This is a genomic window from Candidatus Njordibacter sp. Uisw_039, assembly GCF_047730075.1.
Taxonomy (GTDB): domain Bacteria; phylum Pseudomonadota; class Gammaproteobacteria; order Pseudomonadales; family Balneatricaceae; genus Njordibacter.
Window position 1 is genome coordinate 2,237,606 of record NZ_CP159831.1, and the last position, 24,621, is coordinate 2,262,226.

At 46.3% G+C, this 24,621-nt stretch carries 24 protein-coding genes; 14 read left to right on the forward strand and 10 right to left on the reverse strand.

Translation table 11 applies throughout. The features are described from left to right. The first annotated feature begins 89 nt into the window (after positions 1-89). Positions 90-1,079: a class 1 fructose-bisphosphatase gene (locus tag ABXT70_RS10555; protein ID WP_443640453.1), complete on the forward strand. Its 990-nt coding sequence runs from the start codon at positions 90-92 to the stop codon at positions 1,077-1,079. A 66-nt stretch (positions 1,080-1,145) separates the two neighbouring features. Continuing rightward, on the forward strand, positions 1,146-1,673 hold the full coding sequence (ppa, locus tag ABXT70_RS10560; RefSeq protein WP_443640454.1) for an inorganic diphosphatase: 528 nt from the start codon (positions 1,146-1,148) through the stop codon (positions 1,671-1,673). Between the two features lie 47 nt (positions 1,674-1,720). Here the strand turns inward: ppa and ABXT70_RS10565 are convergent, their stop codons facing one another. Both ABXT70_RS10565 and ABXT70_RS10570 read right to left on the reverse strand, forming a co-directional pair. Beyond that, positions 1,721-2,731 (reverse strand): DUF2333 family protein, encoded by a 1,011-nt coding sequence (locus ABXT70_RS10565; protein ID WP_443640455.1) that lies wholly within the window; start codon positions 2,729-2,731, stop codon positions 1,721-1,723. Positions 2,732-2,814: 83 nt separating this feature from the next. Beyond that, positions 2,815-3,756, reverse strand: coding sequence for a hypothetical protein (locus ABXT70_RS10570; protein WP_443640456.1), 942 nt, complete (start codon positions 3,754-3,756; stop codon positions 2,815-2,817). Between the two features lie 157 nt (positions 3,757-3,913). Here ABXT70_RS10570 and aroQ point away from each other — a divergent pair, with 157 nt between their 5' ends. The 10 genes from aroQ (at position 3,914) to ABXT70_RS10620 (ending at position 12,863) form a co-directional block, all read left to right on the forward strand. Then, complete coding sequence (gene aroQ, locus ABXT70_RS10575) at positions 3,914-4,354, forward strand: type II 3-dehydroquinate dehydratase (RefSeq protein ID WP_443640457.1); 441 nt, start codon at positions 3,914-3,916, stop codon at positions 4,352-4,354. Between the two features lie 30 nt (positions 4,355-4,384). After that, the gene (gene accB / locus ABXT70_RS10580) at positions 4,385-4,846 is read left to right on the forward strand and encodes an acetyl-CoA carboxylase biotin carboxyl carrier protein (RefSeq protein WP_443640458.1); all 462 of its coding nucleotides are present in this window, start codon (positions 4,385-4,387) and stop codon (positions 4,844-4,846) included. Between the two features lie 14 nt (positions 4,847-4,860). After that, positions 4,861-6,201: an acetyl-CoA carboxylase biotin carboxylase subunit gene (gene accC / locus ABXT70_RS10585; RefSeq protein ID WP_443640459.1), complete on the forward strand. Its 1,341-nt coding sequence runs from the start codon at positions 4,861-4,863 to the stop codon at positions 6,199-6,201. Between the two features lie 191 nt (positions 6,202-6,392). Further along, complete coding sequence (prmA, locus tag ABXT70_RS10590; RefSeq protein ID WP_443640460.1) at positions 6,393-7,286, forward strand: 50S ribosomal protein L11 methyltransferase; 894 nt, start codon at positions 6,393-6,395, stop codon at positions 7,284-7,286. Between the two features lie 6 nt (positions 7,287-7,292). After that, on the forward strand, positions 7,293-8,048 hold the full coding sequence (locus ABXT70_RS10595) for a TSUP family transporter (protein WP_443640461.1): 756 nt from the start codon (positions 7,293-7,295) through the stop codon (positions 8,046-8,048). A 144-nt stretch (positions 8,049-8,192) separates the two neighbouring features. Continuing rightward, positions 8,193-9,188, forward strand: coding sequence for a tRNA dihydrouridine synthase DusB (gene dusB / locus ABXT70_RS10600; RefSeq protein WP_443640462.1), 996 nt, complete (start codon positions 8,193-8,195; stop codon positions 9,186-9,188). A 4-nt stretch (positions 9,189-9,192) separates the two neighbouring features. After that, complete coding sequence (fis, locus tag ABXT70_RS10605; RefSeq protein ID WP_443640463.1) at positions 9,193-9,519, forward strand: DNA-binding transcriptional regulator Fis; 327 nt, start codon at positions 9,193-9,195, stop codon at positions 9,517-9,519. Positions 9,520-9,554: 35 nt separating this feature from the next. Next, entirely contained in the window at positions 9,555-11,114 is a 1,560-nt protein-coding gene (gene purH, locus ABXT70_RS10610; protein ID WP_443640464.1) for a bifunctional phosphoribosylaminoimidazolecarboxamide formyltransferase/IMP cyclohydrolase, read from the forward strand. Between the two features lie 103 nt (positions 11,115-11,217). Further along, positions 11,218-12,507, forward strand: coding sequence for a phosphoribosylamine--glycine ligase (purD, locus tag ABXT70_RS10615; RefSeq protein ID WP_443640465.1), 1,290 nt, complete (start codon positions 11,218-11,220; stop codon positions 12,505-12,507). A 23-nt stretch (positions 12,508-12,530) separates the two neighbouring features. Then, complete coding sequence (locus tag ABXT70_RS10620) at positions 12,531-12,863, forward strand: histidine triad nucleotide-binding protein (RefSeq protein WP_443640466.1); 333 nt, start codon at positions 12,531-12,533, stop codon at positions 12,861-12,863. A gap of 50 nt (positions 12,864-12,913) precedes the next feature. On the opposite strand, the gene hisC is transcribed toward ABXT70_RS10620, so the two are convergent. From hisC to putA, 7 genes are all read right to left on the reverse strand, one after another. Further along, positions 12,914-14,011 (reverse strand): histidinol-phosphate transaminase, encoded by a 1,098-nt coding sequence (gene hisC, locus ABXT70_RS10625; protein WP_443640467.1) that lies wholly within the window; start codon positions 14,009-14,011, stop codon positions 12,914-12,916. Next, positions 14,004-14,429, reverse strand: a complete 426-nt coding sequence (locus tag ABXT70_RS10630; RefSeq protein ID WP_443640468.1) for an OsmC family protein — start codon at positions 14,427-14,429, stop codon at positions 14,004-14,006. Before ABXT70_RS10630 ends, hisC begins: the two co-directional genes overlap by 8 nt. Before the next feature lie 208 nt (positions 14,430-14,637). Next, positions 14,638-15,444: an indole-3-glycerol phosphate synthase TrpC gene (gene trpC, locus ABXT70_RS10635; protein ID WP_443640469.1), complete on the reverse strand. Its 807-nt coding sequence runs from the start codon at positions 15,442-15,444 to the stop codon at positions 14,638-14,640. Then, positions 15,444-16,466, reverse strand: a complete 1,023-nt coding sequence (gene trpD / locus ABXT70_RS10640; RefSeq protein WP_443640470.1) for an anthranilate phosphoribosyltransferase — start codon at positions 16,464-16,466, stop codon at positions 15,444-15,446. Before trpD ends, trpC begins: the two co-directional genes overlap by 1 nt. A 120-nt stretch (positions 16,467-16,586) precedes the next feature. Next, the gene (locus tag ABXT70_RS10645; RefSeq protein WP_443640471.1) at positions 16,587-17,165 is read right to left on the reverse strand and encodes an anthranilate synthase component II; all 579 of its coding nucleotides are present in this window, start codon (positions 17,163-17,165) and stop codon (positions 16,587-16,589) included. Between the two features lie 99 nt (positions 17,166-17,264). Then, complete coding sequence (locus tag ABXT70_RS10650; protein ID WP_443640472.1) at positions 17,265-18,539, reverse strand: MFS transporter; 1,275 nt, start codon at positions 18,537-18,539, stop codon at positions 17,265-17,267. A gap of 35 nt (positions 18,540-18,574) precedes the next feature. Further along, positions 18,575-22,252: a bifunctional proline dehydrogenase/L-glutamate gamma-semialdehyde dehydrogenase PutA gene (gene putA, locus ABXT70_RS10655; protein ID WP_443640473.1), complete on the reverse strand. Its 3,678-nt coding sequence runs from the start codon at positions 22,250-22,252 to the stop codon at positions 18,575-18,577. A gap of 200 nt (positions 22,253-22,452) precedes the next feature. Between putA and ABXT70_RS10660 the strand changes: the two genes are divergently transcribed. Next, the gene (locus tag ABXT70_RS10660) at positions 22,453-22,899 is read left to right on the forward strand and encodes an Lrp/AsnC family transcriptional regulator (RefSeq protein WP_443640474.1); all 447 of its coding nucleotides are present in this window, start codon (positions 22,453-22,455) and stop codon (positions 22,897-22,899) included. Here the strand turns inward: ABXT70_RS10660 and otnI are convergent. Continuing rightward, entirely contained in the window at positions 22,896-23,666 is a 771-nt protein-coding gene (gene otnI / locus ABXT70_RS10665; protein WP_443640475.1) for a 2-oxo-tetronate isomerase, read from the reverse strand. The two genes, ABXT70_RS10660 and otnI, sit on opposite strands and share 4 nt — an antisense overlap. Positions 23,667-23,725: 59 nt before the next feature. On the opposite strand from otnI, the gene ABXT70_RS10670 reads away from it, so the two are divergent. After that, positions 23,726-24,610, forward strand: coding sequence for an NAD(P)-dependent oxidoreductase (locus tag ABXT70_RS10670; RefSeq protein ID WP_443640476.1), 885 nt, complete (start codon positions 23,726-23,728; stop codon positions 24,608-24,610). Positions 24,611-24,621: the final 11 nt, after the last annotated feature.

Consider the following 24,621-nt stretch of genomic DNA (forward strand, 5'->3'; position numbering starts at 1 on the left):
ACTGCATAAAAGGGCAGCAAATTAGACTTAAGCCGCAAGACTTTTTGTGGTAAGTAACATATAATTACGCTCACATTTTATACGCCAGAATGGACACCTCTAAAAATCTCATGTTGAGCCTCAATCAAGCCTTTGAGCAAGCCCAAGTTGACCCACAACTTGTCTCCGTAGTTGACTCTATAACCACCACCTGTAAAAACATTGCCGAACGCCTGCGTGGCGGTGCCTTAAGTGGCCTATATGGGTCTGCTGAACAAGAAAATGTTCAAGGTGAAATACAGAAAAAACTAGACGTTATTTCCAACGATTTACTAAAGCAAGCCTTGCTGGCTAATCGTAGCGTTGCCGGCATTGCGTCCGAGGAAGAAGATGATGCTATTGCGGGCAATGCAGATGGCCAGTACCTTGTCACATTTGACCCATTAGACGGCAGTTCAAATATCGATATTAACGTTACCGTAGGCACCATTTTTTCTGTGCTAGCTTTGCCCGATGATTGCACAGAAGTCACCACAGATAGTTTTTTGCAGGCAGGTCGTAGACAGATAGCTGCAGGTTATGTTTTGTATGGACCTTCTGTAATTCTTGCCATCACTACAGGTAAAGGTGTGGCTATGTATAACTTAGGCGCTGATGGCGTTTTTTACCAAACAGAAGACCAAATTCAAGTACCTGAAAGTACAGAAGAATTTGCTATCAACATGTCAAATCAACGCTTTTGGCAAGCACCCATGCAAACCTACGTCAATGACTTGTTGCTGGGCGAGGACGGCCCTTTAGGCAAGCGTTTCAACATGCGTTGGATTGCTTCCATGGTAGCTGAAGTACACCGAATTTTGACCCGTGGTGGCGTATTTATGTACCCCTATGACAGCCGTGACCCAAGTAAAGCTGGCAAACTACGCTTAATGTACGAAGGCAACCCCATGAGTTTCCTAATTGAGCAAGCTGGTGGCGCCTCCAGCGATACCCAGAAACCTATCATGGACGTAGAACCTCACCATATTCACCAACGTGTGCCGGTGATTTTAGGTTCCAAAGAAGAAGTTGAGCGAGTCAATCGTTACCACCAAGCCTAATTGCCATATTGGGTACTATATTAGTTATCATACCGTTATTAACCATTATTAGGATCAGACTAGATCATGAGCTACCAAAACATCCCAGCCGGTAAAGATTTACCTAACGACATCTACGTTGTGATTGAAATTCCAGCCAACAGCAGCCCCGTTAAGTACGAAATTGACAAACACACAGATGCTTTATTTGTTGACCGATTCATGGCTTCACCAATGTTTTACCCAGCCAACTACGGCTACATAAACAACACCCTTGCCGACGATGGCGATGCTCTAGACGTATTAGTTGTTACGCCTAACCCTGTTGTACCAGGCAGTGTTATCCGTTGTCGCCCAGTGGGCGTTTTGAACATGACTGATGAAGCTGGCGAAGACGCTAAGCTTCTAGCTGTACCTCATGAAAAGCTAACACAAGCATACAACGACGTGCAGGACATTACCGACTTACCAGAAATATTACGTAACCAAATCAAAGAGTTCTTTGAAAACTATAAGAACCTAGAAAAAGGTAAGTGGGTTAAGGTTGAAAGCTGGGAAGGCGTAGAGTCTGCCAAGGCCAAAATCCAAGTGGCCGCTGCTGCTTTCAAAGGCTAAGTTCTTCACGATCGCCTCACTGCGTTTGCGATGAGGCAATTTACAGATCAACCTTGAGTTAACAACCCCCTTAAGTCTATGATAGCCGCGTTGGCACGAGCTATATAAGACGCCATTACTAAAGAGTGGTTAGCCACCAAACCAAAGCCTGAGCCATTCATAACCATAGGGCTCCATAAGGTTTCTTGGGTCGCCTCCAACTCACGTATAATTTGCCGCAAACTCACCAACGCATTTTTCTTTTCTAACACTGACTTAAAATCTATCTCGACGGCACGAAATAGTTGAATCAATGCCCAACTGGCGCCACGCGCCTCATAAAACACATCATCGATTTCTGACCAGGGTGTTTTAATTTCTAGTTCAGTGGCGGCAGTGGTCGATTGCGTTGCTGAAGCATCTCCCGCCAAGTCTGTATTTAAACGTTTTTGGCCTACACTAGCACTAAGGCGTTGCGACAAGCTGCCCAAACGGGTTTCTACATCGCCTAGCCAGCGCGTTAAGTTATCTGCACGGGCATAAAACTGCGCCTGACTTTGTTGCTGATCTGCCAGCCGATCCAAGTAACGTATGAGTGCATCGGCACCAGTACGATATTCGCCTTCACTTGACGGCAACATCCAGCTTTCGCTGTCAAAGTTAAATTGTGGTTCTGCAATAGCCAGATCCATATCTTCAGTAGACTGCGATTGAGAACGGCTAAAATCTTTGCGCATCGCCCGGGATAAATCACGCACTTGAATTAACACGCCGTATTCCCAGTTAGGAATATTATCCATCCACACCCCCGGCAGGGAAACATCGTTCGAGAGATAACCACCAGGTTTATCCATTAAGGTGTTAGCCAGATGCAGTAGAGCTTTAGTGGTGGCTGCTCCTGTTACGGTCTGGGAGTTTGGTAGTGGTGAAACATCAGGTTCGCTATTCCAATAAAAGCCTAATATCGACGCCATTAATAAATATACCAACAAAAGAGCGCCAGCAGCCCTAATAATCCAGTGCCGCCCATCAACATAATCTTCTTTAATATTGAGTAATCCCTGCTTAATATTCGGCATCGTTAATTCCTTTGTGTATTGCTTTGTGTATTGCCTTGTATATAGTCTTTCATATCGCCCCTAGAACTCGAACTTATATGGTGTTAGTTGGAGTAAGCTTGAAGTTCATCTTTGCGAGCAAGGTAGTTAACCTCTAAACGTGCCGGCTGACTATGTTTAATATTAGCCCTAATTCGTTGCTCTGGATCTGCACTATTCATGGTTTGATATACCCAGCGCGCCTGAACGTCCTTAGGTGCCACAATCAGCATAGTGGCCTGCAAATTTTGGGCTTTTTGCGCCACCACCACTAACCACTGAGCTAGTCGATCATCCTGCTGATCTATAAGCGTAGTCGGTAAAAGTAGCTTTTGGTTACGCATGACCGGTACTGCGGTTTCTGGCCCACCCCCCACCGCCACTTGCGGCTTAACGGCATGGCTCTCTATCAACTTTCTCATAGTAGTTAACTGGCCATGCTTAGGCATGACCTTTTTAGCTCGAGACAAAAAAACTCGTGCTTGCTGCACCTTACCGTTGGTAAGGCTAGCTTGTAATAATTCATAATAGCGCTGAACGATTTTTTCCAAGGCTGCTAATGCTTGAGGGTTACGAGGTTCTTTCGTTAACACTCTAGTTAAATAATAGTATGCACTTTCACCCGTAGGAGTGGTTAATTTATCTTGCTCAAAGGCCCAACCGGCTTCGCCTAACCAAAAAGCAATGCTATCAGTAGGCTTGTTACTAGATTGCACAGCCACAGGCGTGGTTTTATTAGCTACAGAAACAACTGGTACCACTGGTTTGATATTGGACGGCGTGGTTAAAGTCAGTTCTGACGGCGTGGTTAAAGACAGTTCTGACGGCGTGGTTAAAGACAGTTCTGAGGTTGGTATTAAGGACCTATCTACAACCTGATCGTTTACAACAGGAACTGCCTCAGAGCTAATTGGTGGCTGGGTAGCGCAGGCTGTAAGCATTAAAAACACATTTACCGCAATAACAGCCCGAGGTCTGAATAGAGGTTGGAGGTATGGCAACGTCATAAAATTGAATCCGAAATAATTTACACCCTTAAGAGTAACAGACGCGAGAAGACTCCTCTAGGACTAAATAAAGTACAAAAACTTCGGCAAAATCCTACCAACCTGCTATCATCTTCCATCAACTTCATTAATTTGTTGCAGCAATGGAAAGTATTTAATGGCACAGATTCTGCTACTTAATGGCCCCAACCTTAACCTCCTTGGTAAAAGAGAACCTGGCATTTACGGCACTCTAACCTTGGCGCAAATAGAGTCTCAATGCCATTCTCAATGCCAGCAAGCTGGTGTATCTTTAGACTGCACACAAAGTAACGCCGAGCACGAACTCGTAGAAGCGGTACATCAAGCACCTGAACAGGGCGTGCAATTTATCATTATTAACCCCGCTGCTTATACACATACTAGTGTAGCACTTCGTGATGCAATGCTTGGAGTGAACATCCCTTTTATTGAAGTACATTTAAGCAATGTGCATCAGCGCGAAACTTTTCGCCATCATTCTTATTTATCTGACATTGCCGAGGGCGTAATCTGCGGCCTAGGTGCTGACGGCTACCATTTTGCTATAGACGCCGCCATTGGCCGTTTGAGCAGTTAATTATCATTGCAAAATTTATAGAGAGATCCCATGGATATTCGTAAAGTTAAAAAACTCATCGAGTTGCTAGAAGAGTCTGACATTAACGAAATTGAAATCAAAGAAGGTGAAGAGTCCGTACGTATTAGCCGCGCCTCGTCGGCGATGATGATGGCTGCCGCTGCGCCAGTCATGCAAGCCGCTCCAGTGATGCAAGCTGCTCCAGTTGCGGCAGTTGCGGCGCCGGTTGCTGCTGCACCAAGCACACCAGAAATCAGCGGGCACGCTGTGGCATCGCCTATGGTTGGCACCTTTTATCGCTGCCCATCACCAGGTGCACCAGCATTTTCTGAAGTAGGCCAAACAGTTAAAGAAGGTGACGTCATTTGTATCATCGAAGCTATGAAAATGATGAACCAAATTGAAGCTGACAAGTCCGGTACCATTACCGCTATCTTGGTTGAAGACGGCGAAGCTGTTGAATTTGATCAACCTCTGGTCACCATCGCCTAAGGCCGGAGCACCCTATGTTAGAAAAAGTTGTTATTGCTAACCGTGGAGAAATTGCCCTACGTATTTTACGAGCCTGTAAAGAATTAGGCATTAAGACCGTAGCGGTACACTCCACAGCAGACAAAGACTTAATGCACGTGCGTTTAGCTGATGAAGCAGTATGTATCGGCCCAAACTCGTCTACCGAAAGCTATTTAAACATTCCACGTATTTTATCTGCTGCAGAAGTCACAGATGCCACGGGTATCCACCCAGGCTATGGTTTCTTAGCAGAAAATGCAGACTTTGCAGAAATGGTAGAAAGTAGTGGTTTTACCTTTATTGGACCAACTGCAGCCACCATTCGCATAATGGGTGATAAAGTTGCCGCTATCAAAGCCATGCAGCAATCAGGCGTGCCCACAGTACCAGGCTCTGACGGCCCCCTAGACGATGACGCAGAGCGTACCATGCGCATTGCCAAGCAAATTGGCTACCCTGTGATTATTAAAGCATCGGCGGGCGGTGGCGGCCGCGGCATGCGTGTTGTGCACAGTGAAGCAGCCCTTATCAATTCCATTTTCGTAACCAAAGCAGAAGCCAAAGGCGCTTTTGGTAACGACGTCGTGTATATGGAAAAGTTCCTAGAGAACCCACGCCATGTAGAAGTACAAATTCTGGCCGATGGCCAAGGTGGCGTAATCCACCTGTATGATCGTGATTGTTCTATGCAGCGTCGCCATCAAAAAGTGGTTGAAGAAGCTCCTGCGCCACACATGGACGCAACAGCCCGAGCCCAAGTACTTAAGAGCTGTACTGATGCCTGTCTTGAAATTGGTTACCGTGGTGCGGGCACGTTTGAATTCTTGTATGAAGACGGTGGTTTCTACTTCATAGAAATGAACACCCGTGTTCAGGTGGAGCATCCTGTGACAGAAATGATCACTGGTGTAGACATCATCAAAGAACAGTTGCGCATTGCTAGCGGTTTTCCACTGTCAGTGAAGCAAGAAGATGTGGTTATTGAAGGTCATGCCTTCGAATGTCGCATCAACGCAGAAGATGCTAAGACCTTTATGCCAAGCCCGGGTAAAGTGACTCAGTTTCACGCCCCAGGTGGTTTAGGTGTGCGGGTAGATTCACACATCTACAGTGGTTACACCGTGCCGCCCTTCTACGATTCAATGATTGCTAAAGTTATCACCCATGCACCTACACGAAAAGAAGCGTTAAAACGCATGGAAGTGGCTTTGGATGAAATGATTATCGATGGCATTAAAACCAATATCCCTCTACAAAAAGAAATTGTGCGAGATGCTCTTTTTGCTGAAGGAGGCGTCAATATCCACTACCTAGAGAAGAAGTTAGGCCTCTAAGCCTTGCTTCTGTGTCTATCCCAAGCCAAGATCTAACTAAGGTCGCTGATGTGACCATTGCAAGCGTCATAAGCACCCATAGGTCAAGGCAAAAGAGGGCGAAAGCGAGGAGTTTACATTAAGTAAATGACAAGCTTGAGCCCTTTTTTAACGCCAAAATATTAAGTGCAATAGCTTAGAGATATCAAAAAATGCCTTGGGTTCAAATTACCTTATCTTCTACTCCTGAAAACTCTGAATTTTTAGAGGACATGCTACTGCTATGCGGTGCCGGCGCTGTTAGCATGCTGGATGGAGCGGACCAACCCGTATTTGAGCCAATTAAAGGCACTACACCTTTGTGGCAAGATACTCGCGTGATGGGTTTATTTGAAGCCGACACAGACGGTGATGTACTGCTAGATTACTTAGGCAACGGTTGGCAAGAAGCTTTTCCAAATACTACATTTCCAAGCCACAAACTGGAGATTCTAGAAGACAAAGATTGGGAAAGAGAATGGATGGATCGTTTTGAACCCATTCAATTTGGCCAACGCCTTTGGGTTTGCCCAAGCTGGAAACCTGTACCAGACCCGACGGCCGCCAACCTTATGCTGGATCCAGGCCTAGCCTTTGGCACTGGCAGCCACCCCACCACAGCATTATGCCTGCAGTGGATTGCCCAGCAAGACTGGCAAGACAAAACCGTTATTGATTACGGTTGTGGCTCCGGCATTTTAGCTATTAGCGCAATACTTATGGGAGCGGAACACGTGGTTGGCGTAGACAACGATACCCAAGCGTTAACGGCCACCATAGACAACGCCCAGCGCAACGGTATTGGAGCTGAAAAAATTCCCGTTTTTTTGCCTGAAAAAGCCCCTAACAAGGCCGTAGATGTGGTACTTGCCAACATTCTAGCTGGCCCACTAATCGAGATGGCCGCTCGTCTGGCTGAACTCACCAAGCCAGCCGGTTTAATTGCTTTGTCTGGTATTCTTGAACACCAGGCTAATGCCGTTATAGAAGCTTACGAGCCATGGTTTGATATGCACACTGTCGTCACTAAAGACGAGTGGGTACGTATTGACGGACAAAAGCGCTAATACACCATGGATTTTAGTACTGCGCAGCTTGTTGCTATTAGTGCCATTTTTGTTTGGTCTGGTTTCGTGCGTGCAGGCCTTGGTTTTGGTGGTGCAGCCCTAGGCTTACCGCTCATGTTATTGGTAGCAGACCAACCCTTGTTCTTTTTACCTATTGTTGCCACCCACCTTCTCATTTTTTCTGGCATCACCACCGGTTTACGCTTCAAACACGTAGATGGTAAGTTCCTGAGGGAATCCTTAACTTGGATGATCATCCCCAAACTCATAGGTGTCATTGGTTTATTGAGTTTGCCGACCGAATGGATGGTGATCTTTATCTATGCCATCACCGGTTTTTACGCCGTTACTTGGATTATTAAATGGGAGATTAACAGTCAATCCCCATGGGTAGACCGTTTACTTTATATCTTAGGTGGCTATTTTAGCGGCACTTCACTCATTGGCGCACCCCTTATTGTTGCCGTAGCCGTGCGAAAAATGGCCATCTCCGCCTATCGCGATACCCTATTTGTATTGTGGTTCATCCTCGTCGTGATCAAGCTTTTGGCCTTTGCCATCGCGGGGGTGGATCTACAATGGCAGTGGTCACTCGCCTTACTTATACCTACCGCCTGCGGTCACATGTTAGGCCTTAAGTTCCATCGGCAAATGCTTAAGCGTGATCCCCAAGTAGTACGCCAATGGCTTGGTATATGTTTGTTAGGCATCATTAGTATTGCTCTGTGGCAATATCTTGCATTACCAGCACACCAACACTAGATATTTACTATTACTGTGATTTTGGTAATATTTTTAACTGTTATTACGCTTATTAATTGAACATTTTTTGTACAACTCGTACAATAGCTAGATTGAGTTTAAAGACTCATTTCTGGCAAATTTTAGGCATTTTTTTAACTTGTAATGAATTACTCTAGCGTTATTCACGGCTTTGCCATTGGTCCCCATCAGCTTGAAAACGGCTTGATTTTGGCACCCATGGCAGGCATTACTGACCGCCCATTTCGGCATTTATGCCGTCAACTGGGTGCGGGGTTAGTGGTTGCCGAAATGCTCACTTCCGACACCTCCTTGTGGCATACACAAAAGTCTCAACGACGCCTACCCCATGCTGATGACAGCACCCCTATTAGCGTGCAAATTGCCGGTAATGATCCGGCTCAAATGGCTCACGCTGCCCAAGCTAATGTGATGCTAGGGGCTCAAATTATAGATATTAATATGGGCTGCCCTGCGAAAAAGGTACTCAAAAAAGCCGCAGGTTCAGCCTTGCTCCGGGAACCAGAATTAGTTAAAGACATACTAAAGGCTGTGGTTTCCGCCGTAGACGTACCCGTAACATTAAAGATTCGTACGGGTTGGAGCACTGACCAACGTAATGGTTTGGATATTGCCAATATTGCCCAAGACGCAGGCATCCAAGCCCTTGCTGTGCATGGCCGAACCCGTGCTTGTGGATTTAAAGGGGACGTAGAATACGACACTATAGCAGCCATTAAACAGGCCCTAGATATCCCTGTGATCGCTAACGGTGACATCAACACCGTAGAAGATGCTGCCAATGTCCTCTCTCATACTGGTGCCGATGGCCTTATGATAGGTAGAGGAGCACAAGGCAACCCTTGGTTATTCCAACAAGTGCACTATTACCTTAAGCATGGTATACCGCTGAAAAAACCCAGCAACAACCTAGTTTGGCATGTATTACAGCAACACCTGTATGGTTTGTATGGCCTGTATGGGGAAGTCATGGGTCCACGTATTGCCCGCAAACATGTGGGCTGGTACCTGAAACAAGAACCTGCCCAGCGCAAAGCATTTAATCAATTACAAAACCAACTGCAGCAACTGGACTTTTTAAACCACTACTTTGCCAGCGCCGAAGAGCAGGCGGCTTAATACTATGAGCTATAACATCAAAAACACCATGAACAGCATGCACCAAGCCACCGACATCAACCAAACTGTTGCCCAAGATCACCAAGCTGACCAGCGGCAAGTACCTCAGTCTTTACGTCAAAGTGTTGAACAATCTTTAACTCAGTATTTTAACGAACTCGACGGTCAGCAAACTAGCGCACTGTATAATTTATTCATGCAACAGGTAGAAGCACCACTGTTTGAGTGCGTCATGCAGCACACACAGGATAACCAGTCTAAGGCGGCCGCGATACTTGGCCTTAACCGAGGCACGTTGCGCAAAAAATTAAAGCAGTACGATTTACTTTAGACAGCCCTAAACTCCACAGTTAAAAGGATAGAATTATGTCACACGCCATTCGCCGCGCCCTAATCAGCGTTTCAGACAAACAGGGCATTGTAGAATTCGCCCAACAGCTGAGCCAATCTGGGGTGGAAATCCTCTCCACTGGAGGCACCTTTAAACTATTAAATGATGCGGGCATCGCTGCTGTTGAAGTGTCTGATTACACCGGTTTTCCAGAAATGATGGACGGCCGAGTGAAAACATTACACCCAAAAATCCACGGTGGCATCTTAGGGCGCCGCGGCCAAGACGATGCGGTGATGGCGCAACATGGCATCGAAGAGATTGACCTAGTGGTAGTGAATCTATATCCCTTTAAGACTACTATCGAACGTGATGACTGCACCTTAGACATGGCCATCGAAAACATCGACATTGGTGGCCCTACCATGGTGCGCTCGGCCGCGAAGAACAACAAACACGTCGCAATCGTGGTTAACTCTGGTGACTACACCGGCATCCTTGAAGAACTCACAGCCACAGGTGGTCTAAGCCAAACCACACGCACAGATCTCGCCTGTAAAGCCTTCGAACACACAGCTATGTATGACGGCGCTATAGCTAATTATTTAGGTGCTCAGCTAGATCCGAGCTCCAAATTCCCACGTACATTTAACACTCAGTTGAAAAAAGTTCAGGACATGCGTTATGGTGAAAACCCACATCAAAGTGCCGCCTTCTATATTGAACATGAACCAAAAGAAGCCAGTGTAGCGACGGCTCACCAGGTACAAGGTAAAGCGCTTTCTTTTAACAACATCGCCGATACAGATGCCGCCATAGAATGTGTAAAAGCCTTCCAAGACCCTGCTTGTGTCATCGTTAAACATGCCAACCCCTGTGGTGTGGCCATGGGTAAAAACATCACCGAAGCCTATGAAAAAGCCTACAGCACCGATTCCACATCTGCCTTTGGGGGCATTATAGCCTTTAACCGTGAGCTGGATGCAGGCACAGCTCAACGCATTATCGACCAGCAATTTGTAGAAGTGGTTATTGCCCCAAGCGTCAGCGTTTCTGCAGAAGCAACCTTAGCCCGCAAACCCAATGTTCGGGTACTAAGCTGTGGCGACTTACCTCATTTACGGGTGGCAGAGCTAGACTACAAGCGCGTCACTGGTGGCTTATTAGTGCAAGACCGTGACTTAGGCCAAATACTTGAAGCCGACCTAAAAATCGTTAGTGAGCGTATGCCCACTGAAGCAGAAATGCACGACCTACAATTTGCTTGGAAAGTAGCAAAATATGTAAAATCTAATGCCATTGTGTATTGCAAAGACGGCATGACTATTGGTGTTGGTGCAGGGCAAATGAGCCGAATTTACAGTGCTAAAATTGCTGGTGTCAAAGCAAGTGATGAAGGCTTAGAAGTAAAAGGTTCAGTAATGGCATCCGATGCCTTTTTCCCCTTCCGAGATGGCATCGATGCTGCTGCAGAAGCGGGCATTAGCGCCATTATTCAACCCGGTGGTTCTATGCGGGATGATGAAATCATTGCCGCAGCCAATGAACACAACATAAGCATGATATTTACCGGTATGCGCCACTTCCGTCATTAACATCACCGATAGACTCAGCATAATTCGCCGTTGCGAGGAGCGCAGCCGTGCAGGGCATTGGTAATGACAAAATAAAGTAGCAACTTACGCAACAGGAAAGAACATGAATGTATTAATTATCGGTGGTGGTGGTCGCGAGCATGCACTCGCATGGCAAGCCTCTAAAAACCGTGGTGTGCACAAAATATTCGTAGCACCAGGCAATGCTGGCACCGCTTTAGAAAACAAAACCGAAAATGTGGACATTAATGTGATGGACATTGAAGGTCTATTGGATTTTGCCAAGAGCAATAATGTAGACCTAACAATTGTAGGGCCAGAAGCGCCACTAGTTGCAGGTGTAGTGGATCTATTCCGCGATGCAGACATGGACATTTTTGGGCCAACCCAAGGCGCCGCGCAGCTTGAAGGGTCTAAAGCCTTTGCTAAAGACTTCCTCAAGCGTCATGACATTCCTACAGCGGCATACGAAACCTTTACAGAGATTGCGCCCGCTGTTGAATACATCGAGACTCAAGGTGCTCCCATTGTTGTTAAAGCAGACGGTTTAGCTGCAGGCAAAGGCGTCATTTTAGCCGACACGATAGAGCAAGCCTGCGCAGCGGTTAAAGACATGCTTGCAGGCAACGCTTTTGGTGACGCAGGCAACCGCGTAGTCATTGAAGAATTTTTAGTAGGCGAAGAAGCTAGCTTTATTGTAATGGCCGATGGAAAAAACGTACTGCCCCTGGCTTCTAGCCAAGACCACAAAGCACGGGACGATGGAGATCAAGGCCCTAACACTGGCGGCATGGGCGCCTACTCACCTGCTCCCGTGGTAGACGCAGCGCTACACCAGCGCATTATGGATGAAGTTATTATGCCAACCGTTAACGGCATGGCTGCCGATGGTTATGTGTATACGGGTTTCCTGTACGCAGGCATCATGGTCGCCACCGACGGCACACCTAAGGTGTTGGAATTTAACTGCCGTTTTGGTGACCCAGAAACTCAACCCATTATGATGCGTCTTAAGAACAGCATTGTGGAACTTTGTATTGCAGGCACCATGGGTGTACTCGATCAAACCATGGCCTACTGGGATAACCGCCCTGCCGTAGGCGTGGTTCTGGCCGCCCAAGGTTACCCAGACAATTACCCTAAAGGTCATGTCATTAGCTTGCCAGAGGAAGTGAGCAATGCCAGTAAAATATTTCATGCTGGCACTGCTCTCAATGAAGATGGCATGGTGATGACTAACGGTGGTCGGGTACTGTGTGCTGTGGCCCTTGGTGATACAGTGGGCGAAGCCCAACATAAAGCCTATGAACTTGCCGATAAGGTTAGCTGGGAAGGCAAATTTTGCCGTCGTGATATTGCCTATAGAGCCATCGCTCGTGAGCAACTTCATTAATTAGCCAACACCGAGTGACTACTATGAGCACCATTTTTGACAAAATTATCAGTCGAGAAATCCCAGCTGATATCGTTTATGAAGATGAACAAGTTTTGGCTTTTAAGGACATCTCACCTAAAGCCCCAGTGCATTATTTGATTATTCCTAAACAGCCCATCGCCACACTTAATGATGCCAACCCAGAGCATCAAGCACTGCTAGGCCATATGATGCTTACAGCGGCTAAGCTAGCTAAACAAGCAGGTGTCGCAGAAGATGGATACCGTGTGCAGATGAACTGCAACCCGGACGGTGGCCAAGTGGTATACCACATACATTTGCATATGATGGGTGGCAAGGCGCTTAGTGCCTAGGTAAGTTAGCGATTGGTAGGATTGCACAGACAGCGGCAGGCCCAAAATCACTAATTGCCAACAACCAGTTCAGTTAAAGCCTGCACTAACAACTCACACTCCCTTGCACTGCCTACACTAATACGCAGATAATTGGTGGTACGTGGGCTGCTGGTAAGATGACGCACAATAATGCCTTGCTGCCTTAATGCAGCTGCAATATCTACTGCATCCATGGTGCTATGGGTCACAAACAAGAAATTAGCATAGGAATTTGTCATGCTAAAACCCAATGCCTGCAACTGGCCTGCTAGCTTTTCGCGTTGCGCGATATTGGCTTGGCAGGTGTGTTGAAAGTAACTTTCATCTTCTATTGCCGCGATGGCCCCCGCTTGAGATTCACGGCTCAAAGGGTATGAATTAAAACTATTTTTAACTCTTTCTAGTGCTTCTATTAGGTGACTTTGGCCAAACGCAAAACCCACTCTCAAACCTGCCAACGAACGTGATTTTGATAAGGTTTGAACCACCAATAGATTATCAAATTCTGGCACTAACTGCGTAGCTGACTGGCCACCAAAATCGATATAAGCCTCGTCTATCACCACTACTCTATTGGGATTGGCCGTCAGTAATTGACGGATGGCCACTAGACCGAGTAGCTCGCCAGTTGGCGCATTGGGATTGGGTAAAATCACACCACCATTAGGCTGTTGGTATTCAGACACGTTAATGGTGAGGTCATCTGCTAGGGGCACTTCGCCCTTCTCTATACCATATAAGCCGCAATACACTGGGTAGAAGCTGTAGCTAATATCGGGGAATAACAAAGGTTCGCCGTGTTGCAATAATGCCTGAAAAGCATGGGCTAACACTTCATCAGAACCATTACCTACAAACACTTGATCAACCATTAAACCGTTATAGCTGGCCAAACACTGACGTAATGCAGTGGCATTAGGATCTGGGTACAAACGTAATGATTCGCTCAGTTCATCCTGCATTGCTGCGAACACTTTGAGCGAAGGTGGAAACGGGTTTTCATTGGTATTAAGCTTCACTAAGTTGCTTAGCTTAGGCTGCTCTCCAGGTACATAAGGTGATAAATCATGTACTTTGGGTGACCAAAAACGGCTTAGGTTTGTTTGCGATGGGGTCAAGTTAGGCATCCAACTCTCTGATTTCATAATCGTGGGTAATTTCAACACCGCTCCTCTCCAACATAATGGAAGCAGAACAATACTCATCAGCTGATAACGTGATAGCACGTGCGATATGTTTTTCTTTTAAATTACGACCAGTCACCACAAAGTGAACATGAATTTTAGTGAACACAGAAGGTACAGTGTCAGCACGTTCTGCGCTCAGTTGTGCCACACAATCCGTTACGTCTTGGCGAGTTTTTTTAAGAATAGTCATCACGTCAAACGCCGTACAACCACCCAACCCCATTAATATTAATTCCATAGGCCGAGCACCAAGATTTTCACCACCCGAATTAGGTGGGCCATCTACAGTCACTGTATGGCCTGAGCCTGATTCGGTTTTAAAACTAACGCCGCCGACCCAACTAATTTTTGCTTCCATAATATTCTATTGCCTAATGTATGTGTTGATCTATTGTTGTTACCGCTGCGGACGCCAAACTGAGGTAAAACCAAATAAAGAAATGCCAATATAGCCACGCAGATCTACGGTGCCATCGACATGACCTACGGCACAGCATTAGTATTAGTTTGGCCACCGTGTAAGAAGTTTTTCATAGCAAATGACCTCTCATTTTCATTAATTATGATTAACCGAACAATTCAGCTAATTTCGCACCAGGATCGCTGGCACGCATGAAGGATTCTCCCACCAAAAAGGCATTCACATTTTGGTTTTGCATCAGCACTACATCAGCAGGGGTATGGATCCCACTTTCGGTAATCACTATTCGATCTTCTGGCATCAAGGCTAATAAATCAAAGGTTGTCTGCAGAGTCAGGTCAAAGGTATGTAAATTTCGATTATTAATGCCTACCAAGGGTGTACTTAACTTTAAGGCACGGACCAACTCTTCTGCATCATGAGATTCTACCAATACATCCATTCCTAAGCCCTCAGCCAATTGAGCCAAATCTTGCATTTGCTGATCTTCCAAACAAGCCACAATCAGTAAAATGCAATCTGCACCAATTGCTCTGGCTTCATACACCTGATAAGGGTCTACAATAAAATCTTTACGAATAACAGGCAGGTTACAAGCTGCACGCGCTTGCCGCAAATAGTCTTCGTGGCCTTGGAAGAAGTCGGCATCCGTTAATACCGACATACAAGCTGCACCACCGGCTTGGTAGCTGGCGGCAATTTGTGCCGGATTAAAATCTTCACGAATGACACCTTTACTTGGAGAAGCTTTTTTTGCTTCGGCAATCACCGCAGGTAAACCTTGATCTAACTTGGTTTGCATGGCTTTGGCAAAACCACGTGGAGCCATGGGTCCGCTGCGGTTGGCTTTGATTTTGAGCTTTAGATCATCGATGGTGGTATGTTGCTGGCGCTCGGCTATTTCTTCAAGCTTGCGCGCTACGATGCGCTTGAGTACCGTTGGGGTATTCATTATGGATTTAGCCCTTGTGTGAATTGAATCAGGTCATCCAACTTTTGTTGGGCTGCGCCGCTGCTGATAGCAATTCTAGCCTGCTCTATGCCTGTTGCCAGATCTACTACTAGATCTGCACTATAAATAGCCGCACCAGCATTGAGTAACAACATATCCAATGGTGCACCGGCTTCGCCAGCAAAGGCTTGTTTAATCAACCTTAGGCTACCTATCGCATCGTCCACCACTAAAGCTTCTAAGCTTGTATGGGATAGGTTGTAGTCAGCAGGGTCGATGGAGTATTCGGTAATTTCACCGTTATTCAGTTCTACCACATGAGTAGGCGCGGCAATGCTAATTTCGTCTAAGCCATCTTCAGAATGAACCACCATAACGTGTTTACTGCCTAATCGCTGCAACACTTCAGCCATAGGTCGTTGCCATTGCCGACTAAATACACCTAACACCTGATGAGGTGCGCCGGCGGGATTGGTTAGTGGGCCTAGAATATTAAATAAGGTTCGAATAGCCATTTCACGACGAGGGCCGATGGCATGTTTCATAGCGCTGTGATGGGCTGGAGCGAACATAAAGCCCACACCTAATTCTGCGATACACCGCTCTACCTGAATGGGTTTGAGCATAATATCTACGCCAGCCGCTTCAAGAAGGTCAGAACTGCCACTTTTAGAAGAAATTGATCGGTTACCGTGTTTTGCTACTTGAGCACCAGCCGCTGATGCAATAAAAGCACAGCCTGTAGATACGTTGAATATGCCCGAGCTGTCACCACCAGTGCCGCAGGTATCGATGACATGCCCACCTTTTACTTCTACGCCAGAGGCTAATGCACGCATGGCAATCACCGCACCGGTAATCTCGTCTACGGTTTCACCTTTCATACGTAAACCAACCAAGAACCCACCCACTTGGGCCTGAGTTGCTTCGCCCGTCATAATAAGGTTCATCACGGCCTGCATTTGGGCTTGGCTTAAGTCTTGTTGTTCGGTAACGGCGGCAATAGCCTGCTGCATATTCATAGTGAACCCTTATTCAACTACGCAAATTTAATCATTCACTACTCTAGCAAATAACGCCGCCAAAAATCAGGCTTTATAACCAGCATTTAGCAAATAATTGGGTCTTTTTTAGGTTAACGATTAACGTTTGAGGAAATTAGCCAAAAGTTCATGGCCTTGATGGGTTAACACAGATTCTGGATGGAACTGAACACCTTCAACATCGAGGGTTTTATGGCGAATACCCATAATGACCTCTTTATCACCAGCAGCATTTAAACTCCATGCCGTGACCTCTAAACATTCGGGTAAGGAATGGGCTTCTACCACTAGAGAATGGTAGCGTGTTACTTCTACAGGCTGCGCTAATCCAGCAAATACACCCGCTTGTTCGTGGGACACCATAGAGGTTTTTCCGTGCATCACTTTTTCTGCTCGAACTACCTTGCCACCAAATACCTGACCAATACTCTGGTGGCCTAAACACACGCCTAGAAGTGGTATTTTTCCAGCAAAATGAGCTATCGCAGCCATAGAGATTCCAGCTTCGTCAGGCGTGCATGGCCCTGGGGAGATCACTATATGGCTTGGCGCTAATTGCTCAATTTCTGCAAGGCTAATTTCATCGTTACGATAAACCACAACCTCAGCCCCCAGTTCGCGAAAATAACGCACTAGGTTGTAGGTGAACGAGTCGTAATTATCGAGCATTAACAGCACAGAAAAGTCCCACTGGGAGATATATCACAAACCATTTAACGGTTTGAACTGGCAAGCATTATACTCGCTGGTAGCCAGCACGCCTAGCCATGCTTTGCTCTAAGCCAAACGAAACCCTCTTAGGCCTATTATCATTAAGCCAGTCGACAACAACAAATATACCACCATAGTTAACACCGATTGCTGAAAACTATAGCCTAGATCAACCAAGTACCCTAGCCACACCGGACCTAAGGCCGAGGCAAATACAACAACGGTCCAAAACAAGCTCTTAATAGACCCTAAGTAACGTACACCATAACATTCTGGCCAAAGCGCAGCTTGTGCTGTTTGAGATAAACCCGAACCTATACCTAGCAGCACCATATACGGCCAAATTACCCAATAACTATCCACTAAGTTAATCATTAACAGAGCTGCTGCTATAGGCAACAGAGTAAACGGCATGAGGGCAAGAGCGCTGAAGCGATCAATCAGTTGCCCCGCAATAACAGCCATAACCGTGACTATGAATGAATAAAGTAAGTAATTGCCAGTCATAAAGGTATGGGACCAGCCTTTTTCATCAGCCAGATTAAGGTGATGAAAAAATAACGCGGTACTCACCACAGAAGTTGCCGATACCCCAGGTAAAATTAAGTAAAAACGATAATCTTTGAGTACATCTCGGCGCCGCCAAGACTTTACACTAGTAGGGTTTTCAACAACTTGAGTAGGAAAGGCTTGTTGTGACAGTGAAACCTCCTCACTCTGTTTAAGCTTTTGCTCATAGTCTTGGTGGCGTCCATGGTGCCCTCGCAATAACCACAAACTTGTCGGCAGTATTAGCACCAATACAATCAGAGCCACACCCGCATAACTCCAACGCCAGCCCACCGCAGCAATAGCCATGACCGCTATCAATGGCAATACCGCCTCACCAGCGGCAAAACCCATAGCTGCCATCGCTGTGGCTTTACCACGTTGCTGGTCAAAATAACGACCCATGGAGGTATAGGCCACATGACTCATTAGTCCTTGACCCGATTGACGTAATAAAAATACCCCAACAACTAACCAAGCAAGGCTATGCACCTGAGTAATAAACCAACAGGCAAAAGCCAAACACAAGACCACAAAAAACGTGTAGCGCTGCAATGTTACCTGATCAATCAATTTGCCCGTAATAGGCAACAGCAACGCGCTCAGCAAGGTGCCGGCCATGTAAATACCACCCCATTGGGTGTGGCTCATGGCAAAATCTTGCTGAATGGCGTGGCCAAATATGCCAATAAAATAGGTCTGACCAAAAGAAGACGCAAAAGCCGTTATCAAACCGAACAGTACAAAGCGCGTATGGTTTTTTAACAATAATCCATATGCGCCTAGTATCATGCCTTAAAACCTCTAGCGAGCGAGTTTAATTAATATTATTCCCCTGCTGCAATGAGGCTCGCATTGCCTCCCGCAGCAGTTGTATCGATACACAAATGGCGTTCCATGGTATACCGCTGTGGGTCTGCGGTCTCACTAATTAATGGCACTAATGGACCAGACTTATCAGCTAAGGCCTGCCTTAATTGTTTTTGGTAGGAGACCTCATCATTTGCAGTTAGGGTATCACCATTTGCAGCTACGGCATGATAGCCCGACAACGAGGTGATGTCTGTAGCTGCAAGCTGCCCTTTAACCACCACTAAGGGCAAATCACTGTTGGGCAAATTAAGGTCATTGGCTACCAACACAACACCGTTGCCTTGAGCTAATGCTGTCTGAGCTTGCAGCAAGGCAGCGTGTCGGTCTGGCCCTAAGCACAAAACAACGCCACGGGCGATGGTACTGAGCTGATTTAACTCTCCCGTTGGGCCGGGCAACAGCACCACATCGCGACACAAATCCTGTAATCGGCTAGCTTGTGAACCAAAAACTTGAGCCATTTGTGACACACGATCGCTGCTTTGCTGCCATTCAATGAGCGCCTTGATGGATAGGGAGTCTATGGCTTGCTGCACCTTTCCTAGGCTAACAACAGTCCCTGTTGTACAGGCTGCCTGCACCACCAGCGGTCGACGCAAGCGCTGTACATACTGTGGGCCACCAGCCTTAGGCCCAGTACCCGATAGGCCTTCGCCACCAAACGGTTGGCTACCCACTACTGCACCAATTTGATTACGATTAACGTAGGTATTACCCGCGTGTATACCTTTTACCAGCTGTTCAACACGGGCATCCACTCGGGTATGTATGCCAAAGGTTAAGCCATAACCTTGTGCATTAATGGTATCAATTAGCTTATCTAAGTTTCCTGCGGCAAAGGTGGCTACATGCAATACGGGGCCAAAAATTTCTTCGCCAAGGTCTTCAATACCATTAACCTTGATTACCGCAGGGCCCACAAACAAACCTGTTTCTGGTGTCACGAGTTGCTTGAGCACATTACCTTTGGCAGCATGATCAGCAATGTGGTTTTCGATCTTAGTTTTAGCGGTTACATCAATCACCGGGCCAAGATCAGTATTTAGATGCCACGGATTGCCTAGGATAAGTTCATCCATTGCACCATAGAGCATATGCAAAACCTTATCGGCAATATCTTCTTGTAAGTACAACATACGCAGGGCTGAACAACGCTGGCCAGCACTTTGGAAAGCCGAAGCCAATACGTCGCGCACTACTTGTTCAGGTAACGCCGTAGAATCCACAATCATGGCGTTGAGGCCACCAGTTTCAGCAATCATAACGGCATCTGCGGCCAAGTGTGTCGCCATCACACGGTTGATGTGTTGTGCCGTGGCTGTAGAACCGGTAAAACATACACCACTCACCCGTGCATCACTGGTAATAGGCACACCTACGTCTTGTGGACCACCTGGTACAAACTGAACTGTTGCTACAGGAATGCCAGCTTCGTGCATCAGCTGCACCGCTCTATGAGCGACTAAATTAGTTTGGCCCGCAGGCTTGGCTAGTACGGCATTACCCGCTGCCAGTGCGGCAAATATTTGGCCACTAAAAATAGCCAAGGGGAAATTCCACGGTGAGATACAACTGACTACACCACGGCCCTGACTTTGAGGCACTGCGGCCATTTCTTGTGCGTAAAAACGCGCAAAATCAACTGCTTCACGTAACTCACCTACAGCATCTAGCCAAGTTTTTCCAGCTTCCCTAGCTAATATAGCAAACAGTTCCGTTGCATTAGCTTCGTACAAGTCTGCTGCTTTTTCAAAACAAGCCACACGCTGTGCAATGGGCATTGCAAGCCACTGAACCTGACCTATAGGTGCCGACTCTATTGCAGCTTCAACCTGCTCTTTAGAGGTCATATAAACTTGACCCACCCGCTCGTCATCGGTGGCAGGGTTGATAACCCATAGTGGAGCCTTTGCTTTAGGCTGGTGATTAGCCAAAATCGGCATAGCCTGCCAATATTCTTGTGCCAAATACACTCGCTCAGATTCCATAGATTCAACCGTAGGTGAGTCAGTAATATCCCAGCCCTTAGCGTTTTTTCTAGAGTTGCCATGATCTTGGCCAAACAAATCTTTTGGCTGCACAATGGCATGGCTGCTGCAACTTAAGCCCTGATCTAAGCGCTCTAAAACGACATTCACAGGGTCTTGAGCAATAGCTTCTGGGGCAATTTCTGGGCTCACTAGCTGGTGAACAAAGGAGGAGTTAGCACCATTTTCTAACAAACGCCTAACGAGGTAGGCCAATAAGTCTTGGTGTGCACCTACTGGTGCATAAACACGACAACGTATACCACCTTGAGCCATCACACTGGCATGTAAAGATTCACCCATGCCATGTAAGCGCTGGAATTCATAGGCATGGTCAGAACCTGCCAGATGCAAAATAGCTGCTACAGAGTGGGCATTGTGGGTGGCAAATTGAGCATAAATGCGATCATTCATAGCTAAGATTTGTTTAGCACAGGCTAAATAAGACAAATCCGTATTGGCTTTACGGGTAAACACAGGAAACCCCGTTAACCCTAACACTTGGGCACGTTTTATTTCCGCATCCCAGTAGGCACCCTTAACCAAGCGCACCATAATTTTCCGATCTAAGCCCGTGGCTAATGCATAGAGCCAATCCAACACCCACGGTGCACGTTTACTAAAGGCCTGTACCACAATACCAAAGCCGTTCCAGCCAGCTAACTCTGGTGCAGCTAATACAGCAGCAATCACATCAAGGGAAATGTCTAACCGATCAGCTTCCTCAGCATCTACATTAAAACCCATGTTGGCTTCTTTGGCTTGCAACGCTAAGGCCAATACCTGCGGCACCAACTCTGTTAATACACGATTGCGCTGACCCCATTCATAACGTGGGTGCAAGGCCGATAACTTTACCGAGATACCAGAGTTATTACGTATATCATTATCGTTGCAATAGGGAGATAGGTCTGCAATGGCTTTGCTATAGGCATCAAAATAGCGAGCTGCATCCTCTGCTGTGCAGGCCGCCTCACCAAGCATGTCATAGGAGTAAGTATAGCCTTGAGCAGTCAACTTTTTGGCGCGTCGCGTTGCCTCTTCCATAGTACGGCCTAGCACGAACTGAGAACCAAGTTCTTTCATTGCTTGGGCCACAGCATTACGCACAACGGGTTCGCCCACACGTTTCACAAGGCCACGCATGGTGGAGCCTACTTTGTCTGCATCTACCGGGGCCAACAATTTGCCTGTCACTAACAAGGCCCATGTTGAGGAATTAATTAACGATGAATTAGAGTGCCCAAGGTGGCTAGACCAGTCCCCTGCTTGCACCTTATCTTCAATCAAGGCATCAATGGTGGCTTTGTCTGGCACTCGCAACAAGGCTTCCGCCATACACATGAGCGCCACACCTTCCTTTGTGCTTAAGCCATATTCCCCAAGGAACTTTTCCATCATGGTTGGGCTAGAGTGATTACGTACATGACGTACCAGATTTGCAGCCTGTGTAGACATTTTTTCACGTGAATCTGCTGCTAAATTGAAACCCTTCAATAAGGCTTCAATGCACACTTTTTCATCGGCTAGATAGGCCGCACGCATACCTAGGCGAATATTATGCAGTTGCTCTTTATTAGACAATGAAGAAATAATGTTAGTCATGCTGTGGCCTAGAGTTGATTAATTCAATACACCATTTTATGCCTATATAAAAAGCATAACTTGCTATATTTTAATCATATAACAAAAATAATAACTATAATTTAATTATTTTATAGTAAATTAAATATTATATGACTTAAAAAATAGGTATATTAACTAGTTAATAATAATTTTTTAGCCAAAAAAACACAAGGGAACACATGAATAAGCTAGACCGCCACGACCAAGCTATTATTGCCGCACTGCAAAAAGATGGTCGCATGACTATTACTGCCCTGGCTGAACACGTAGGGCTATCCAACACTCCCTGTCAAATTCGCCTTAAACGTTTGCAAGATCAAGGCTATATCACGGGTTACATAGCTTTAGTTAATAAAACCAAACTAGGGTTAGATCACGTGGCGTTTGTTCAAGCCACTTTAGCGTCCACCAGCAGTAAAGCGCTGGCAGCTTTTAATGCTGCCGTGGCAACCATTGTAGAAATAGAACAATGCCACATGACCGCGGCTAGCTTTGATTATTTGTTAAAAGTGAGGACCAAAGACATGGCCAGTTATCGTGCTGTTTTGGGTGAAAAAATATCCAGCCTGCCCCATGTAGTGCAAACAAGTACCTTCGTAGTGATGGAAAGCGTAAAAGACGTTTAGTTTTTCATCCAGCCAAGGCCTTCAAGGGTGGTGGTTTTGGGCCGATACTCACAACCCACATAACCTTCGTATGCAGAAGCATCTATTACTGCAAATACGGGGTCGTAATTTAACTCCCCTGTATTAGGCTCATGACGTTCGGGCACACCCGCTATTTGTACATGGAATATGTACGGCAACAATTGCTCAAACTGATGCAAAGCGTTGCCTTCATGTTTTTGGCAATGAAAAAAATCAAACTGGAGGCCTAGATTATCGGCATTAATAGCCTTGAGTAAACGCAAAGATTGGGCTTGTTTAGATAACATATACCCCGGCATATCCATAGGGTTAATAGCTTCCATAGTAAGGCGAACATCAACTTTATGAGCCTTCACTGCAGCCCAGCGCAAGTTATCTATATAAACATCTTCCGCTTCTTCAAGGCTAATGCCAGCTGGAATCAACCCAGCCATTACATGCACCAAGGGTTTACCCATCGCCGTGGCATAGTCCAACGCTTGTTTAATGGATTGTTGAAACTCTTGCTGCCGATTGGCATCGCATGCCATACCGCGATCACCAGCATTCCAATCACCTGCAGCAGTGTTAATTAACACCTGTGGCATTCCACTTTTATCTATTGCACCGGCTACTTCAAAAACACTAAAATCATATGGAAAAAGGCACTCAACTGCCCAAAAATTATGCTCCGCAGCAGCTTGATATCGCTGCAAAAATGGCAATTCATTAAATAGCATAGAAATGTTGGCACAGAGCTTAGGCATAAGGAATAATAGGGATAGGCTTAGGTTTAATTTTAGTTCACATATCCAGGCAGCTTATCATGAACACACCTCCATCTGTAGGCTTCATTGGCCTTGGCTTAATGGGCCAAGCTATGGCTACCAACTTAATCAATGCCGGTTATTCCCTTTGTGTTCATAGCCGCACCGCAGGCAAAGCAAAGCCATTAATAACCCTAGGTGCAACCTACGCAAACAGCCCTGCGGGTCTAGCAAAAAAGGTAAAGAGCGGGGTCATCATTATTTGTGTCACTGATTCCACCTCCTTAGAAGAAGTAGTGGCAGGTGCCGATGGGCTACTGAGCTGTATTGAGCCCGATTGTTTAATTATTGATATGGGTACGAGCCGTTTTGACCTAACTCAGGAGCTAGCTCAGCAAACCCTAGTGAAGAGCGCATACTACATAGACGCCCCAGTATCTGGTGGCCAAGTAGGTGCGCAGCAAGGCACATTATCTATCATGGCTGGAGCCAACCCAGTGCAGCTAGAACGGGCACAACCTTTATTTGACGCCATGGGTCAGAAAGTCACTCACGTAGGGGGTATTGGTTGTGGCCAGTTAGCTAAAACGGCCAATCAAATGATTGTCGGAGCCACTCTAAATATCGTTGCAGAAGCCTTATTTTTAGCCCAAAAAAATGGCGCTGATCCAGCAAAAGTAAGACAAGCATTAAGAGGCGGATTTGCTGATAGCAAAATTTTACAAGTTCACGGCCAGCGCATGGTGGAAGAGAACTATAGGCCAGGAGCACGGGCCACAACCCAGCTTAAAGACTTACAACAGGCCCAAGATCTAGCTCAGCAAAACCATCTGCAACTTCCCCTTAACCAAACCTGTCTAAGTCAATGGCAAGCTATGGTAGATGCTGGCCTTGGAGATTTAGACCAAGCTGGGATTTTAGCTTGGGTAGAGCAGAATAATTAGCTTAGGGCGTT